Annotated in this window: 16 protein-coding genes; 11 read left to right on the top strand and 5 right to left on the bottom strand. The window is 64.6% G+C overall.

Annotated elements, in window-relative coordinates; all coding sequences use genetic code 11:
- Positions 1 to 5: 5 nt before the first annotated feature.
- Entirely contained in the window at positions 6 to 869 is an 864-nt protein-coding gene (locus G6N59_RS12160; RefSeq protein ID WP_138232494.1) for a cyclopropane mycolic acid synthase family methyltransferase, read from the bottom strand.
- 107 nt (positions 870 to 976) lie between these two features.
- Between G6N59_RS12160 and lpdA the strand changes: the two genes are divergently transcribed.
- A complete protein-coding gene (gene lpdA, locus G6N59_RS12155; protein WP_138232493.1) occupies positions 977 to 2,371 on the top strand; it encodes a dihydrolipoyl dehydrogenase in 1,395 nt (464 codons plus the stop codon).
- A gap of 67 nt (positions 2,372 to 2,438) precedes the next feature.
- On the top strand, positions 2,439 to 2,648 hold the full coding sequence (locus tag G6N59_RS12150) for a hypothetical protein (RefSeq protein ID WP_306789634.1): 210 nt from the start codon (positions 2,439 to 2,441) through the stop codon (positions 2,646 to 2,648).
- 67 nt (positions 2,649 to 2,715) lie between these two features.
- On the opposite strand, the gene G6N59_RS12145 is transcribed toward G6N59_RS12150, so the two are convergent.
- Positions 2,716 to 3,294, bottom strand: coding sequence for a carboxymuconolactone decarboxylase family protein (locus tag G6N59_RS12145; protein WP_138232492.1), 579 nt, complete (start codon positions 3,292 to 3,294; stop codon positions 2,716 to 2,718).
- Between the two features lie 89 nt (positions 3,295 to 3,383).
- Here G6N59_RS12145 and G6N59_RS12140 point away from each other — a divergent pair, with 89 nt between their 5' ends.
- Complete coding sequence (locus tag G6N59_RS12140; protein WP_234884407.1) at positions 3,384 to 4,715, top strand: phosphatase PAP2 family protein; 1,332 nt, start codon at positions 3,384 to 3,386, stop codon at positions 4,713 to 4,715.
- 28 nt (positions 4,716 to 4,743) lie between these two features.
- Here G6N59_RS12140 and ramB read toward each other — a convergent pair whose 3' ends face one another.
- Positions 4,744 to 6,165, bottom strand: a complete 1,422-nt coding sequence (ramB, locus tag G6N59_RS12135) for an acetate metabolism transcriptional regulator RamB (protein ID WP_138232491.1) — start codon at positions 6,163 to 6,165, stop codon at positions 4,744 to 4,746.
- A gap of 236 nt (positions 6,166 to 6,401) precedes the next feature.
- Here ramB and G6N59_RS12130 point away from each other — a divergent pair, with 236 nt between their 5' ends.
- From G6N59_RS12130 to G6N59_RS12115, 4 genes are all read left to right on the top strand, one after another.
- Positions 6,402 to 7,181 carry an acyl-[acyl-carrier-protein] thioesterase gene (locus G6N59_RS12130; RefSeq protein ID WP_163911985.1) on the top strand — a complete coding sequence of 260 codons (780 nt, stop codon included), beginning with the start codon at positions 6,402 to 6,404 and terminating at the stop codon, positions 7,179 to 7,181.
- Between the two features lie 265 nt (positions 7,182 to 7,446).
- A complete protein-coding gene (gene aceA, locus G6N59_RS12125; protein ID WP_138232489.1) occupies positions 7,447 to 8,739 on the top strand; it encodes an isocitrate lyase in 1,293 nt (430 codons plus the stop codon).
- 151 nt (positions 8,740 to 8,890) lie between these two features.
- Positions 8,891 to 9,751: a 3-hydroxybutyryl-CoA dehydrogenase gene (locus G6N59_RS12120; RefSeq protein WP_138232488.1), complete on the top strand. Its 861-nt coding sequence runs from the start codon at positions 8,891 to 8,893 to the stop codon at positions 9,749 to 9,751.
- Positions 9,752 to 9,914: 163 nt separating this feature from the next.
- Entirely contained in the window at positions 9,915 to 10,790 is an 876-nt protein-coding gene (locus tag G6N59_RS12115) for a cyclopropane mycolic acid synthase family methyltransferase (RefSeq protein WP_138232487.1), read from the top strand.
- A gap of 48 nt (positions 10,791 to 10,838) precedes the next feature.
- Here G6N59_RS12115 and G6N59_RS12110 read toward each other — a convergent pair whose 3' ends face one another.
- Positions 10,839 to 11,699: a polyphosphate kinase 2 family protein gene (locus G6N59_RS12110; RefSeq protein WP_179970304.1), complete on the bottom strand. Its 861-nt coding sequence runs from the start codon at positions 11,697 to 11,699 to the stop codon at positions 10,839 to 10,841.
- 5 nt (positions 11,700 to 11,704) lie between these two features.
- Positions 11,705 to 12,409: a TetR/AcrR family transcriptional regulator gene (locus G6N59_RS12105; RefSeq protein WP_138232485.1), complete on the bottom strand. Its 705-nt coding sequence runs from the start codon at positions 12,407 to 12,409 to the stop codon at positions 11,705 to 11,707.
- A 50-nt stretch (positions 12,410 to 12,459) separates the two neighbouring features.
- Here G6N59_RS12105 and G6N59_RS12100 point away from each other — a divergent pair, with 50 nt between their 5' ends.
- The 4 genes from G6N59_RS12100 to G6N59_RS12085 all read left to right on the top strand — a co-directional run bounded on the left by G6N59_RS12100 (position 12,460) and on the right by G6N59_RS12085 (position 15,520).
- Positions 12,460 to 13,848, top strand: a complete 1,389-nt coding sequence (locus tag G6N59_RS12100) for a DUF445 domain-containing protein (RefSeq protein ID WP_138232484.1) — start codon at positions 12,460 to 12,462, stop codon at positions 13,846 to 13,848.
- Between the two features lie 108 nt (positions 13,849 to 13,956).
- Entirely contained in the window at positions 13,957 to 14,412 is a 456-nt protein-coding gene (locus G6N59_RS12095) for a helix-turn-helix transcriptional regulator (protein WP_138232483.1), read from the top strand.
- Positions 14,413 to 14,445: 33 nt separating this feature from the next.
- Positions 14,446 to 15,132 carry a heparin-binding hemagglutinin gene (locus tag G6N59_RS12090; protein ID WP_138232482.1) on the top strand — a complete coding sequence of 229 codons (687 nt, stop codon included), beginning with the start codon at positions 14,446 to 14,448 and terminating at the stop codon, positions 15,130 to 15,132.
- Positions 15,133 to 15,235: 103 nt separating this feature from the next.
- Positions 15,236 to 15,520 (top strand): DUF2516 family protein, encoded by a 285-nt coding sequence (locus tag G6N59_RS12085; RefSeq protein WP_020101171.1) that lies wholly within the window; start codon positions 15,236 to 15,238, stop codon positions 15,518 to 15,520.
- The last annotated feature ends 2 nt before the right edge of the window (positions 15,521 to 15,522 follow it).

Below are 15,522 nucleotides of genomic sequence, written 5' to 3'. Positions count from 1 at the left end.
ATGAGCTACTTCTCCAAGGTGAACTGGACGACGTCGGCCTGTTTGTTGCGGAACAGTTGCGCGCACCCGGTCAGATACTTCTGGTAGCGGTCGTAGACCTCTTGCGACTGGATTTCGATGGCCTCGTTCCGGTGTTCCGCCAAGTTCTGCGCCCAGATGTCGAGGGTCGTGGCGTAATGCGGCTGCAGTGACTGTTTTCGGCTGACGGTGTATCCGGCATCGGTCGCGAGCTGCTCCACCACGGGGATGATCGGCAGTCGGCCACCCGGGAAGATGTCCGTCATCAGAAACTTCACGAATCGGGCGAATTCGAAGGTCAGCGGTATCCCGAGTGCTCTGGCTTCCCGGAAATCGAAACCGCAGATGGTGTGCAGCAGCATCACGCCGTCGGGCGGCATGGCCGCGTACGTCCGCCGGAAGAATTCCGGGTAACGATCGGGCCCGAAATGCTCGAAAGCACCGATCGAGACAATCCGGTCGACCCGTTCGTTGAATTGCTCCCAGCCCTGTAGCCGGACCTCGCGGCTGCGACTGGAGTTCATCCGGTCGAAGGTGCGCTGGACATGAGCCGCCTGGTTCATCGACAACGTCAGGCCGATGACATCCACGTCGTGGCGTTCGATGGCACGCAGCATGGTCGAGCCCCATCCGCAGCCGATGTCCAGCAATTTCATGCCCGGTAAGAGGCCGAGCTTGCTGAGCGCGAGATCGATCTTCGCCAGCTGTGCTTCCTGCAGCGTCATGTCGTCGCGCACGAAGTAGGCGCAGCTGTAGGTCTGGGTCGGATCGAGGAACAGCCGGAAGAACTCATCAGACAGGTCGTAGTGCGCCTGCACATCGCTGAAGTGCGGCATCAAGGAGTTTGACATGAGGCATCGGACCCTTTCTGACGATGGGTCCCCGCCATATACCCACGTTTCGCACCGTTGAATCGGTCTCCCGACCCTCCTCGTCGTCGCGCCTATAAGGTGTGCATGTGACTCACTATGACGTCGTCGTTCTCGGAGCCGGTCCCGGCGGATATGTCGCCGCCATTCGCGCAGCCCAGCTGGGGCTGACCACCGCCATCGTCGAACCGAAGTACTGGGGCGGCGTCTGTCTGAACGTGGGATGCATCCCATCCAAGGCCCTGCTGCGCAATGCGGAGCTGGCGCACATCTTCAACAAGGAAGCCAAGACGTTCGGCATCACGGGCGAAGCCAGCTTCGACTTCGGCGCGGCATTCGACCGCAGCCGCAAGGTCGCCGAGGGCCGCGTCGCCGGCGTGCACTTCCTGATGAAGAAGAACAAGATCACCGAGCTGGACGGCTACGGCACCTTCACCGGCCCCAACTCGATGCGCGTCGCACTGAACGCCGGTGGCACCGAAGACGTCACCTTCGCCAACGCGATCATCGCCACCGGCTCGTCGGTGCGGCTGGTGCCCGGCACCTCGCTGAGCGAGAACGTCGTCACCTACGAGAAGCAGATCATGACGCGGGAGCTCCCCGGCTCGATCATCATCGCCGGCGCTGGTGCCATCGGCATGGAGTTCGCGTATGTCCTGAAGAACTACGGCGTCGACGTGACCATCGTCGAGTTCCTGCCGCGTGCGCTGCCCAACGAGGATGCCGAGGTCTCCAAGGAGATCGAGAAGCAGTACAAGAAGCTGGGCGTCAAGATCCTCACCGGCACCAAGGTCGAGTCGATCACCGACGGCGGCTCGGAGGTGACCGTCGTCGTCAGCAAGGACGGTGCGACCCAGGAGCTCAAGGCCGACAAGGTGTTGCAGGCCATCGGCTTCGGCCCCAACGTCGAGGGCTACGGCCTGGAGACGGCGGGTGTCGCACTCACCGACCGCGGCGCCATCGCGATCGACGACTACATGCGCACCAACGTGCCGCACATCTACGCGATCGGTGACGTCACCGCCAAGTTGATGCTGGCGCACGTGGCCGAGGCGATGGGCGTCGTGGCCGCCGAGACCATCGCCGGTGCCGAGACCATGGCGTTGGGTGACTACCGGATGATGCCGCGCGCCACGTTCTGCCAGCCACAGGTCGCGAGCTTCGGGCTCACCGAGGAGCAGGCCAAGGCCGAGGGCTACGACATCAAGGTCGCCAAGTTCCCGTTCACCGCCAACGGCAAAGCGCACGGCCTGGCCGATCCGACCGGCTTCGTGAAGCTGATCGCCGACGCCAAGTACGGCGAGCTGATCGGTGGCCACCTGATCGGACCCGATGTGTCCGAGCTGCTGCCCGAGCTCACGCTGGCCCAGAAGTGGGATCTGACCGTCAACGAGCTGGCTCGCAACGTGCATACGCACCCGACACTGTCGGAGGCGCTGCAGGAGGCCATCCACGGCCTGGCCGGCCACATGATCAACTTCTAGGTCGGCTTTGCGCGCGAATGTTGTTGCCGCGATAGGCGGTTTGGTCGTCGGCCACATGTTGTGGCTGGTGGCCATCTCGCTCGCGATGGACACCACCAGCATCAGTTTCTGGGTGCTGGTGATGTCCGGAGTGGTCTTCGTGGTGGCCGGTGTCGCCGTGTTCTTTGCGCGAAAGCTTCAGGAGCGCAAGGCTTTCGCGAAGTCCGCGTTCCTGTGGTGCCTGCCTGTCGCGCCGGTGCTGATGACGCTCGCAGTACTCGGAGTCACCTACTTGTAGTCGTCGAGCCTGAGCGTGTGTGCCGAATTCTCCTGGAGTTTCGAACACAGGCTCATGTTCGAGCGGTCTAGTCCGGGAAGTCGAGCGGCACCCGCAGCGTCGCGATGGTCGCTGCCAGCCCGTCGTATTGCGCTGCCAGCAGGCAGAATTCGATGAGCTGTTTGCGATCGAGGTAGGACGCCAGCGACTTCCACGTCTGGTCGGACACCGAGCGGGTGATGACGAACTCGTCGGTGGCGGTGATCAGGACGCGCTGCCGGTCGGTGAGGCCCTCGGCGTCCGGGCCTTCGAAAATCCGGGCCTGCGTCTCGGCGTCGACGCCGCGGCTGCGGGCGAGGCGGCGGTGCTGCTGCAGCTCGTACTCGCTGCCGCGCAGATGCCCGACGCGCAGGATCACCAGCTCGGCGTCCTTGAGCCCCAGCTTGCTGCGGCCCAGCAGCATGCCCGAGTAGGGCAGGAACGTCAGGAACAGCAGATGATGCTGGCCGAGGACGTTGAAGAGGGTGAACCTCGGGGCCCGGATGGTCCTGGCGCCGATCTTGGCGATGACCCAGTTGAGCGGGCCGAGTTCACGGAAGCCGCCGGGTTCGATGCGGGCCGGCTCGATGGTGTTCACAATTCCCGAGTCTGGCACAGGCGAGGCCATCGTAGGGTCGGGCGATGGGGTGAAACCGCTGAGTCCCAAATTGGTCGCAAGTTGCTGGTAGCGCCGCCCGACGACCTATCGTCTATGACGTGTTCACCGAACATTCACCCTTTCTTAAGGAGGGTGTACCGCCCCGGACGAAGGTCGCGATCGGCATTGCGCTGGTCGCGACGTTCATGTGCGCGCTGCAGATCACGGCGATGCTGTGCGGATTCCGGGGTCCACTTGAGCGCTTGCTCGGCGATTACGTCGGAACTCCGGCGGGATTCACGGTGCCGTGGGCGGCCCTGGTGGTGGCTCTGGTCGCGGTACCGCGGCAGTACCGGCTGCCGGCTGCGGCCACTGCACTGGGGCTCGACGTGGCCTTTGTCGCCGGGCGGGATTTTCTCGGCCTGCATTCAGCGATGGGCAGCGGCGCCCTGGTCGTGCTCACTGGGCTGGGTGTATTTGCCCTGCTGAGGTGGACAGGCCCGGAGCGTGACACCGCCTTGAAAGGCGTGGCCACCGGTCTGCTGCTCGTTCTGGCCACCAAGGCCGGTGACGCCTGGCTGACGATCACGTCGTTGACGCGCCCTACCGTGCTCGACGAATTCGCGGCGCGAGCCGATGTTGCCTTGGGACAGCCGTCGTGGGTGATGGGCCAGTTGGTCCAGCACCATTCGGTGCTCTACTTCGTACTGCACTGGGTGTATCTCGAACTCTCCGCCGCCGCGACCGTGGTGGCCATCTATCAGTTGCGGAACGTGACCACCGGTGGCCGGTGGCCGCGGCACTTCGTCGTCCGGACCTTCTTGGTGCTCGGTCTGATCGGCCCGTTGATCTATCTGATGTTCCCCTTGGTGGGGCCCACCTACGCGTTCGGTTCGGCCGGTGGCGGATTTCAGGTCGGCGACTGCTGGCCGGCGCTGTTGCCGCCGGTCGACGGGGCGGCGGTGCCCATCGGGTTCGACAGGTCGACTCCGCGCAACTGCATGCCGTCGCTGCATACGGCATGGGCACTGGCCGTGTTCATCCATTCCCGCTCGGGTCCGCGGTGGCTACGTATCGGCGGCACCTGTTGGCTGGTGGGCACCCTGGCCGCGACCCTGGGCTTCGGGTTCCACTACGGCGTCGACCTGGTGGTCGGTGCGGCGTTGTGCCTCACGGTGGAATCGGCTCTGCGGGAACCCGTTCGGCCGGGTGTCCATGCCCGACTCCGGCTGATCGCCGGTGGTGCGGCCATCATCGTCGGCCTGATGTTGTGTGTTCGCTACCTGTCCGAATTGATGGCGCAGTACCCGATCATGTTCGGGCTGCTCATCGTTGGCGCGTTCGCGACGCTGGTCTACGGCTTCTACGCAACGTTCTTCTCGCGACCGGGCACACCCGCGCCGGCGATCGAGCAACTGCCCGGCGAAGCGTCAGAAAGTCCAGCTCTGTGACGGCGGTAGGACCGTACGGCACCTCCCGTCACTGATTTACCCGCTTCACCACATACGGCGTCACGGTGCTGCGGTGTTCGTCGAGGTCCAGTTCCCGGCCCAGTGCGGGGAACGCCCGCTGCGGGCAGTTGTCCCGCTCGCACACCCGGCAGCCCGAGCCGATGGGCGTCGCGGCTCCGCCGGACAGATCCAGGCCTTCAGAGTAGACCAGCCGATTGGCATGGCGCAGTTCGCAACCCAGCCCGATGGCGAACGTCTTGCCGGGTTGGCCGTACCGCGCGGCCCGTCGTTCCACGGTGCGCGCCACCCACATGTAGTTGCGCCCGTCGGGCATCTGGGCGATCTGCACCAGCACCTTGCCGGGGTTCGCGAATGTCTCGTAGACATTCCAGAGGGGGCAGGTGCCGCCCGATGAGGAGAAGTGAAAACCGGTGGCGGACTGGCGTTTCGACATGTTCCCGGCCCGGTCGACCCGGACGAACGACAGCGGCACACCGCGCATCGACGGCCGCTGCAGCGTCGACAGCCGATGTGCGATGGTCTCGTAACTCACCGAGTGGTACGCCGACAGCCGCTCGACGTCGTAGCGGAATTCCTCTGCGACGGCATGGAATTGGCCGTAGGGCAGCACCGCGGCGGCGGCAAAGTAGTTGGCCAGCCCCATGCGGGCCAGTTTCACCGACTCGTCGCTGGTGAAATTGCCCTCGGCCACCAGACTTTCCAGCAGGTCGCCGAATTCCAGATAGGCCAGCTCGGCGGCCAACTTGAACACGTACTGCCCTGAGGACAGGTGGCCGCCGATCTCCAGCGTCCTGGTCTCGGGGTCGTAGCGGTGCAGCACGTTGTCACCGAGCTCGAGCCGCTGCACGATGCGCACGTGGTGCACGCGGCTCAGCCGCTCGGCCAGCTCGCGGGACAGCTCGGACCTCCGCATGTGCATGCGGAGGATGAACTCCTCGGCCGCGGTGTCGAGTTCGTGGAGGTAGTTCTGCCGCGTGTAGAAGTAGTCGCGCACCTCTTCGTGCGGCATGGTGATGGCCCCGGTGCCGCTGCCGTCGGAGAACCGGTCTTCGGTGGCGGCGGCCAGCTGGGCAGTCGACAACCGGTAGCGACGGTGTAGATCGACCATCGCGCGGGCCATCGTCGGGTGGGAGCTGACCAGGTCGGCGATCTCCGGGATGTCGACGTCGACGCCCAGGTCCCGATCCATCAGTGCTTCGCGCAACTCGGCGACCAGGCGGGTGTCGTCCTGGGAGGCGAAGAACGTCGCATCGACCCCGAACACCTCGGTGATGCGGAGTAGCACGGCCACGCTCAGGGGCCGGACGTCGTGCTCGATCTGGTTGAGGTAGCTGGGCGAGATGTCGAGCATCTGGGCCAGTGCGGCCTGGCTGAAGCCGCGTTCGCCCCGGAGCTGACGCACCCGCGAGCCAACAAAAGTCTTCGCCATGAAACCCAGCCTAGCAATCATGTGAATACCGTCTTCGCATTATTGGCAAACTGGCGCTGTGGCAGGATCGGGCCCGCGGGTGAGTTGGGCGATCCGGCCGAGGGGGCCCGTGTGGAAGGGACGCCATGAGCACTGTCGAAACCGCCGAGAAGACCGCCGAAAAGACCGCAGAAAAGGCCACCGAAAAGGCCGTTGAGAAGGCCAGGGTCACAGCAGCGCCGGGCCTGGCCAAGGTCATGATGCCGGTCCCGGAGGGGCATCCCGACGTGTACGACACGGGTTGGCCGCTGCGGATGGCCGACGTCGATCGGAACGGCCGGCTGCGGTTCGACGGCGCGTGCCGGCACATCCAGGACATCGGCCAGGACCAGCTGCGCCAGATGGGCTACGAAGACGTCCACCCCGCGTGGGTCGTCCGGCGCACGATGGTGGATGTGATCCGCCCCATCGAGGGCAGCGAGATCCTGCGCCTGCGGCGCTGGTGTTCGGGTACGTCGAGCCGGTGGTGTGAGATGCGCGTGCGGATCGACGGCCGCAAGGGCGGCCTCATCGAATCAGAGGCATTCTGGATCAACATCAACCTCGATACGCAGGGACCGGCCCGCATCGCGGACGATTTCGTCGCCGGGCTCAAGCGGACCGCCTCCACCGACCGGCTGCGGTGGAAGGGCTACCTGAAGGCCGGCGCTCGCGAAGACGCGCTTCGGATCGTGGACTTCCCGGTCCGGGTCAGCGACATCGACCTGTTCGACCACATGAACAACTCCGTCTACTGGTCGGTGGTCGAGGATTACCTGCAGACCTACCGGCCCGAGCTGCTCGAGGCGCCGCTGCGGGTGACCATCGAGCACGACGCCGCGGTGGCCCTGGGGGAGCGGTTGGAGATCATCACGCACGAGTACCCCGCCGGATCGACCGAGAAATTCGGTCCAGAGCTGTGTGACCGCAGTGTTACAACGCTCACATATGTGGTCGGTGACGAGGTCAAAGCCGTCGCGTGCCTGTTCGCGCTCTGAGTGCGCCGATTTAACAGTACGAGCGTACTGACCAGCGCATTTCGGTTACTTGTCAGTAGCTACTGAACCGGTCAAGCTCCCCAGCAAATTCGCAATCTTCGCAACTTGGCTATGACTGTTGGCGAAAGTTGGCACTTGTAACCGCTGGACCTGCGGGTATGTGCTGTGTCATCGTCGTTAACAGCACACAAGCGAAGTCGCCAAAGCGTTAACAATCACTTTGAATCTGACGCCCACAGTGACAAGTCACGAAGGAGCAGCTCCTATGTCGAACGTCGGTCAGCCACGTACCGCCGCTGAGATTCAGCAGGACTGGGACACCAACCCCCGCTGGAAGGGCATCACCCGCGACTACACCGCAGCTCAGGTTGAGGAGCTGCAGGGCAGTGTCGTCGAGGAGAACACCCTCGCGCGGCGTGGCGCCGAGATCCTGTGGGAAGGCGTCACCAAGGGCGACGGCTCCTACATCAACGCGCTGGGCGCCCTGACCGGCAACATGGCCGTGCAGCAGGTCCGCGCCGGCCTCAAGGCCATCTACCTCTCGGGTTGGCAGGTCGCCGGTGACGCGAACCTCTCGGGCCACACCTACCCGGACCAGAGCCTGTACCCCGCCAACTCGGTGCCGGCCGTCGTCCGTCGCATCAACAACGCCCTGCTGCGCGCCGACGAGATCGCCCGCGTCGAGGGTGACAAGAGCGTCGACAACTGGCTGGTGCCGATCGTCGCCGACGGTGAGGCCGGCTTCGGTGGCGCGCTGAACGTCTACGAACTGCAGAAGGCCATGATCGCCGCGGGTGCCGCCGGTACCCACTGGGAGGACCAGCTGGCTTCGGAGAAGAAGTGTGGCCACCTCGGTGGCAAGGTGCTGATCCCGACCCAGCAGCACATCCGCACCCTGACCTCGGCTCGCCTGGCCGCTGACGTCGCGAACACCCCCACCGTCGTCATCGCCCGTACCGACGCCGAGGCCGCCACCCTGATCACCTCGGACGTGGACGACCGCGACAAGCCGTTCGTCACCGGCGAGCGCACCTCTGAAGGCTTCTACAACATCCAGAAGGGCATCGAGCCCTGCATCGCGCGTGCCAAGGCCTACGCCCCTTACGCCGACATGATCTGGATGGAAACCGGTGTGCCGGACCTGCAGGTCGCCCGTAAGTTCGCCGAGGCCGTCAAGGCCGAGTTCCCGGACCAGCTGCTGTCCTACAACTGCAGCCCGTCCTTCAACTGGAAGCAGGCGCTGGACGACTCGACCATCGCCAAGTTCCAGAAGGAACTGGGTGCCATGGGCTTCACGTTCCAGTTCATCACCCTGGCCGGCTTCCACGCCCTGAACTACTCCATGTTCGACCTGGCCTACGGCTACGCCCGCGAGGGCATGACCGCCTACGTCGACCTGCAGGAGCGCGAGTTCGCGGCCGAGGCCCGTGGCTACACCGCCACCAAGCACCAGCGTGAGGTCGGCGCCGGTTACTTCGACAAGATCGCCACCACCGTGGACCCGAACACCTCGACCGCAGCTCTGAAGGGCTCGACCGAAGAGGGTCAGTTCCACTAAGTCGGCCACGAGTGTGAGTGCTGTACGCATCGGGTAGTGATGCCCGTGCACAGCCCTCACGGCCGCGACAGCTAGATACGGCAGGCCCCGCTCAGGAACTGGGCGGGGCCTGTCGCATATCTTCAGACGTAATCACGAGGAGAGGACAGCGGTGAGCAACGCAATCGAACGAGTCGGCGTCATCGGGGCCGGGCAGATGGGCGGCGGTATCGCCGAGGTCTGCATCAAGGCCGGCGCGCAGGTCCTGGCGTTCGAGCCGACCGAGGCGCTGACCACCGCCGGCCGGGAGCGGATCACCAAGTCGCTGGACAACGCCGTCAAGAAGGGCAAACTGTCCGAGGCCGATCGCGACGCCGCGCTGGGCCGCCTGAGCTTCACCAACGACCTGGCCGATATGGCCGACCGTCAGCTCGTCATCGAAGCCATCGTCGAAGATGCCAACGTCAAGGCGAAGGTTTTCTCTCAGCTTGACGAGATCATCACCGACCCCGACGCGGTGCTGGCATCGAACACGTCGTCCATCCCGATCATGCGCATCGCCGCCGCGACCAAGAACCCGAGCCGCGTACTCGGTCTGCACTTCTTCAACCCGGTGCCGGTGCTGCCTCTGGTCGAGCTCATCTCCTCGGTGACGACCGCCCCGGAAGCCGCCGCCCGCGTCGAGACGTTCGCGGCCGAGGTGCTGGGTAAGAAGGTTGTGCGTGCGGCGGATCGCTCGGGCTTTGTTGTGAACTTCCTGCTGGTTCCCTACCTGCTGGCGGCCATCCGCATGGCCGAGTCGGGCTTCGCTACGGTCGAGGACATCGACACCGCGGTCGTCGCCGGGCTGTCGCACCCGATGGGCCCGCTGAAGCTCGCCGACCTGGTGGGCCTGGACACCATGAAGTTGATCGCGGACTCTATGTACGACGAGTACAAAGAGCCGCTGTACGCTGCGCCGCCGCTGTTGCTGCGTATGGTTGAGGCCGGCCAGCTCGGCAGGAAGTCGGGCAAGGGCTTTTACACCTATTGACAGACGCTGGGTTGGAGCCTGGCAGTAATTTTCGTTAACCTTGCGTGCGGGTTGTTTTTCGCTGGGCCCGTCAGGGCTGCGCACGTATGGGTTGCCAGCTGACCGCAACAAGCGGTAGCGCCGCCCGCGCCAGCGGACGTAAACGCAAAGGATAGATACCGAAATGTCACAAGCCGACATCGATTTGACCCCCCATTACGAGGAGTCGCAGTCGATCTACGACATCTCGAACGAGTTCTTCGCGCTGTGGCTCGGACCGACCATGGGATACACCTGTGGTTACTACGAGCGCGAGGACATGACGCTCGAAGAGTCGCAGAACGCCAAGTTCGACTTGGCGCTGGGCAAGCTCGACCTCAAGCCGGGCATGACCCTGCTCGACATCGGCTGTGGCTGGGGCGGCGCGCTGGAGCGGGCCATCACCCAGTTCGACGTGAACGTCATCGGAATCACCCTGAGCAAGGAACAGTCGGAGTACGCCCGCGCGCGACTGGCCAAGATCGACACCAACCGCAGCATCGAGATCCGGATGCAGGGCTGGGAAGAGTTCGACGAGCCCGTCGACCGCATCGTCTCGATCGGCGCCTTCGAGGCCTTCAAGCAGGAGCGCTACCCGATCTTCTTCGAGCGTGCGTACAACATCCTGCCGGAGAACGGCGGCCGCATGCTGCTGCACACGATCCTGGCGCACACCCAGCAGTTCTTCCGTGAGAACGGCATCAAGCTGACCATCAGCGACCTGAAGTTCATGAAGTTCATCGGCGACGTGATCTTCCCCGGCGGGCAGCTGCCGGCAGTCGAGGACATCGAGCAGCTCGCCGCCGGCTCGGGCTTCACCCTGGAGCGCATCCACCTGCTGCGGCCGCACTACGCGCGCACGCTGGACATGTGGGCGGCGAACCTGGCGGCCAACAAGGACGAGGCCATCGCCATGCAGGGCCAGGAGGTCTACGACCGCTACATGAAGTATCTGACCGGTTGCGCCGACTTCTTCCGCCGCGGCATCACCAACATCGGCCAGTTCACGCTGGTCAAGTAAGTCAAAGAGAAGCGCCCCCGACTTCGGTCGGGGGCGCTTCTCTTTGCGCTAAGCAGACTCCAGTCGAATCTTCTCCGCCTCGACGTCGAAATCTGCTGCAGGCCAGGACAGTTGGAGCCGTTCGAGTGCTTCGATCAGCAGCTCGGTGATGGCCAGCCGGGAGTACCACTTCCGGTTGCACGGCACGACGTGCCACGGCGCGTAATCGGTGGAGGTGCGGTCCAGCACGGCCTGGTAGGCCTCCTGGTACTTGGGCCACCCCAGCCGCTCGTCGATGTCGCCGGGGTTGTACTTCCAGTACTTGTCCGGCCGGTCGAGTCGCTCCGCGAGTCGCTTCTTCTGCTCGTCCAGCGACACGAACATCGCGACTTTGATGATCGTCGTCCCGGCGTCGACGAGTTCGCGCTCGAAGGCGTTGATTTCGTCGTACCGGCCTTCCCACACCGACGGCGGCACGAGGTCGCGCACTCGCACGATCAACACGTCCTCGTAGTGCGACCGGTCGAAGACGCCGATGTGCCCGCCGGGAGGCAGGGCGTTGCGGATACGCCACAGATAGTGGTGCGAAAGCTCTTCTGCGGTGGGCTTTCCGAAGCTGGCGTACCGAATCCCTTGCGGATTACCAGCTCCCACAACGTGTTTGACGATGCCACCCTTGCCCGCGGTATCCATGCCCTGCAGCACCAGCAGTATCGAACGGGTATCGCCGGACCGGCTGCTCGCGTACAGCATCTCCTGCAGTTCGGCGAACCGCTCGTTGCGTTCGATCTGTAGATCCGGGGCGTCGGGCTTGCTGCCGCGGAATCCGGGCGTGGCGTCCGGGTTGATGTCGCCGACGCGAAGGCCGGGTTTGAACTCCAGGTGCTTGTGCGGCTCGTGGGTCCACAACGACGGCAGATCGGCGGTCACGCAGATCAGTGAAGCAGATGCGTCGGGATGGTCGGGGACGGATGCGGTTGCGCGTTGAATTCATCGAGTGACCCGCCCACTTCGACGATGCCGCGCAGCGCACTCCACGACAACATGGTCAGGTAGTCGATGAGTTGCTCGGGCTTCATCCGGCGATTCGACATCCACGAGTGGGTGGCCAGCTGCACGCCGCCGACGGTGTGGAACGCGAACGCGTCGACGCCGCCGGTGTCCATGCCGGCGTGCGCCATCCGTCGGCGCAGCACGACCGCGAGCATCCGCGCGATGATCTGTTCCGAGTCGGCGATGGCCTTGCTCTTGCTCGCCGAGCTGTTGGCGAAGACGAACGGGTAGATCTCTGGCTCGGCGGCGACAGTATCGACGTAGACCCGGATGATCTCCCGGGTGAGTTCGAAACCGTCAAGATTCGACGACATCGCCGACGCCATGTTGGGGATCAGCGTGGTTTGCGCGAAGCGCATCATCACTGCGGTGGTCAGATCGTTCTTGTCGACGAAGTAGCGGTACAGGACGGTCTTCGACACGCCGATCTCAGCCGCGATCTCGTCCATGCTGACGTTGCTGCCGCGGCGCCGGACGGCTTCGAGCGTGCCGTCCACCAGCTCATTGCGGCGATCGACCTTGTGTTGATGCCAGCGTCGTTTACGCCCGTCGGCTTTTGCCGACGAAGGTGCGTTTTGCTGTGCCACGGTCGCAGTACGTCCATTCCGCTAGGTCCGCTTAATAATACGGGGCGACCATGGCGCACATACAGGATGATGGAAGCGTGGCACACCGACCCAGGCCTGGACCTGGACCTCATCCGAGGCACCAGGAATCCCTCGAACCGCACGTCAGTCTCGCGGAGTCGTTTGCCGGCGCCGACCGGACGGCTGACGAAGAGCGGCGGCGCAACCTGCGCCGGATGAAAGCGGTCGCGCTCAGCTTCCTGCTCGGTGCCACCGTGTTGTTTGCGGTGTGTACGTGGCTGCAGGCGCGTGGCGGCGCGTACAGCTGGACCGGCCCGTGGGTGGGTTATGTGCGGGCCGCTGCCGAGGCCGGCATGGTCGGCGCCCTGGCCGACTGGTTCGCCGTGACGGCGCTGTTCCGCCATCCGCTGGGCATCCCCATCCCGCATACCGCCATCATTCCGCGCAAGAAGGACCAGCTGGGCGAAGGCCTCGGCACCTTCGTGCGCGAGAACTTCATGTCGCCGGAAGTGATCGAGACCAAGCTGCGCGACGCGCAGGTGGCGAGCCGGTTGGGCAAGTGGCTCTCGGAGCCGGTGCATGCCTCCCGGGTGGCGGCCGAGGCGTCGACGGTGCTGCGGGTGCTGGTGGAGCTGCTGCGTGACGAGGACGTGCAGCACGTGCTGGACCGGATGATCGTCAAGCGGATCGCCGAACCACAGTGGGGTCCGCCGATCGGCCGGGTGCTGGAGAGCATGCTGGCCGAGCGGCGGCAGGAGGCGCTGCTGCAGCTGCTGGCCGACCGCGCGTTCCAGTGGTCGCTCAACGCGGGCGAGATCATCGAGCGCGTCATCGAACGGGACTCGCCGACGTGGTCGCCGCGCTGGGTCGATCACCTGGTGGGCGACCGTATCCACCGTGAGTTGATGGACTTCACCGACAAGGTGCGACGCAACCCCGAGCACGAGCTGCGCATGTCGGCCACGAAGTTCCTGTTCGACTTCGCCGACGATCTGCAGAACGACGAAGACACCATCGCGCGGGCGGAACGGATCAAGGAACAGATCCTGGCGCGCGACGAGGTGGCACGGGCGGCGGAGACGGCGTGGAGCACGGCCAAGCGCATCATCCTCGAGTCCGTGGACGATCCATCGTCGGTTTTGCGCACCCGGATTGCAGATTCGGTGGTGCGGATCGGGGAGTCCCTACGGGACGACGCGGACCTTCGGGACAAGGTCGACGACTGGCTCGTCAGAGGCGCAAAACACCTTGTTGCGCAATATGGGACGGAGATCACAGCGATTATCACGGAGACCATCGAGCGCTGGGACGCCGACGAGGCGAGCCGGCGAATCGAGCTTCATGTCGGTCGTGACCTGCAGTTCATCCGGATCAACGGCACGGTCGTCGGATCGCTGGCCGGGCTGGTCATCTACACCATCGCCGAGCTGTTCGTCTGACGGTGCTAGCTGGCGCTTGCTAGCGCTTGCAATAGTTAGCACCCCCTCGTACCGTTGTTTTGGTACGGATCGCCAACCAAAAGCGGTCGATGACGACAGGGGCACGACATGGCGCAGGATGCAGATATCGCCGCCGTCGTGTCGAATGCGGCTCAGGACATCGGCAGTTTCATCCGCACCCAGCGAGAGGCTGCGCAGGTCTCGGTCCGCCAACTCGCTGAGAAGGCGGGCGTCAGCAACCCCTACCTGAGCCAGATCGAGCGCGGCCTGCGCAAGCCGTCGGCCGATGTGCTGAACCAGATCGCCAAGGCGCTCAGGGTTTCGGCCGAGGTGCTCTACGTACGGGCCGGAATTCTGGAGCCCAGCGCCGCCGGCGAGGTGCGTGACGCCATCATCGCGGACCTCTCGATCACCGAGCGGCAGAAGCAGGTGCTGCTCGATATCTACACGTCCTTCCGGCAGCAGAACGATGCCGAATCCAAACCGCTTCCTGATCAGCCTGAATTGGAAGCCGCGAGTGAGGAGCAGACAACGACGACTGACACTCACCAAGTAGCGAACTGACCAACGCAGTACCCGAGAAAGGAAACAACGAACATGGCAGAGAACAAAGAGACCAGCCAGCCCACCATCGAAGACTTGAAGGCCCCCCTGTTCGCCGCCGTCGGCGCTGCGGACCTGGCTCTGGCCACCGTCAACGAGATCGTCGCGAGCCTGCGTGAGCGTGCCGAAGAGGCCCGCACCGATGCCAACACCCGCGTCGAAGAAGGCCGTGCCCGCCTGACCAAGCTGCAGGAAGAGCTGCCGGGCCAGGTTGAGGAGCTGCGCGAGAAGTTCAGCACCGAAGAGCTGCGCAAGGCCGCCGAGACCTACGCCGAGAACGCTCAGAACACCTACAACAAGCTGGTCGAGCGCGGCGAGGCCGCCCTGGAGCGCCTGCGCGCCCAGTCGTCGATCGAGAGTGTCCGTGAGCGCGTCGAGGACGTCCGTGGCCGTGTCGAGAACTACACCGAGCAGGTCACCGAGCTGACCCAGGATGCCCTGGGCAACGTTGCCAGCCAGACCCGCGCCGTCGGCGAGCGTGCCGCCAAGCTGGTCGGCGTCGAGCTGCCCGAGAAGGAAGAGGCCCCGGCCAAGGCTGCCAAGAAGGCTGCTCCGGCCAAGCCGGCCGCCAAGAAGGCCGCCCCGGTCAAGGCTGCTGCGACCAAGGCCGCCCCGGCCAAGGCTGCTGCCAAGGCTCCGGCCAAGAAGGCCGCTCCGGCCAAGAAGGTCACGCAGAAGTAATCGGGTTTCCCGGGGCGAGCGAAGCGACGGGAGAGTTTTTCCGGGGCGAGCGAAGCGACGGGAGAGTTAGACGTCAGGGACGTAACCCACATAGGCTGAGGGTGTGTACCTCGGAAGCCTGGTGGGTTACGTCCTTTTCGCGTTACAGATCGCGGTGCTCGCCACGACCGTGTACGCGTTCGTACACGCCGCCATGCAGCGGCCGGACGCCTACACCGCGGTCGACAAGCTGACCAAGCCGGTTTGGCTGGCGATTCTGGGCGGCGGTGCGGTCCTGGGCTGGATCATCGGGCCGCCGGTGGGTGCGGCCATCGCGGCCTGCGCCACCGGTGTGTACCTGGTCGATGTGAAGCCCAAACTCCTTGAGGTCCAAGGGAAATCCCGGTAGTC

Source organism: Mycolicibacterium aubagnense (assembly GCF_010730955.1).
Taxonomy (GTDB): Bacteria; Actinomycetota; Actinomycetes; order Mycobacteriales; family Mycobacteriaceae; genus Mycobacterium; species Mycobacterium aubagnense.
The sequence above is the reverse complement of the archived record's forward strand: the minus strand, read 5'-3'. Positions and strand labels throughout refer to the sequence as shown.

What these genes read in the sequence shown, in the direction of transcription:
- aceA (WP_138232489.1), top strand. Translation starts at nt 7,447, where the DNA reads ATGTCGAACGTCGGTCAGCCACGTACCGCCGCTGAGATTCAGCAGGAC.
- ramB (WP_138232491.1), bottom strand. Translation starts at nt 6,165, where the DNA reads ATGGCGAAGACTTTTGTTGGCTCGCGGGTGCGTCAGCTCCGGGGCGAA.
- G6N59_RS12145 (WP_138232492.1), bottom strand. Translation starts at nt 3,294, where the DNA reads ATGGCCTCGCCTGTGCCAGACTCGGGAATTGTGAACACCATCGAGCCG.
- G6N59_RS12160 (WP_138232494.1), bottom strand. Translation starts at nt 869, where the DNA reads ATGTCAAACTCCTTGATGCCGCACTTCAGCGATGTGCAGGCGCACTAC.
- G6N59_RS12130 (WP_163911985.1), top strand. Translation starts at nt 6,402, where the DNA reads ATGATGCCGGTCCCGGAGGGGCATCCCGACGTGTACGACACGGGTTGG.
- G6N59_RS12115 (WP_138232487.1), top strand. Translation starts at nt 9,915, where the DNA reads ATGTCACAAGCCGACATCGATTTGACCCCCCATTACGAGGAGTCGCAG.
- G6N59_RS12100 (WP_138232484.1), top strand. Translation starts at nt 12,460, where the DNA reads ATGGCGCACATACAGGATGATGGAAGCGTGGCACACCGACCCAGGCCT.
- G6N59_RS12090 (WP_138232482.1), top strand. Translation starts at nt 14,446, where the DNA reads ATGGCAGAGAACAAAGAGACCAGCCAGCCCACCATCGAAGACTTGAAG.
- G6N59_RS12095 (WP_138232483.1), top strand. Translation starts at nt 13,957, where the DNA reads ATGGCGCAGGATGCAGATATCGCCGCCGTCGTGTCGAATGCGGCTCAG.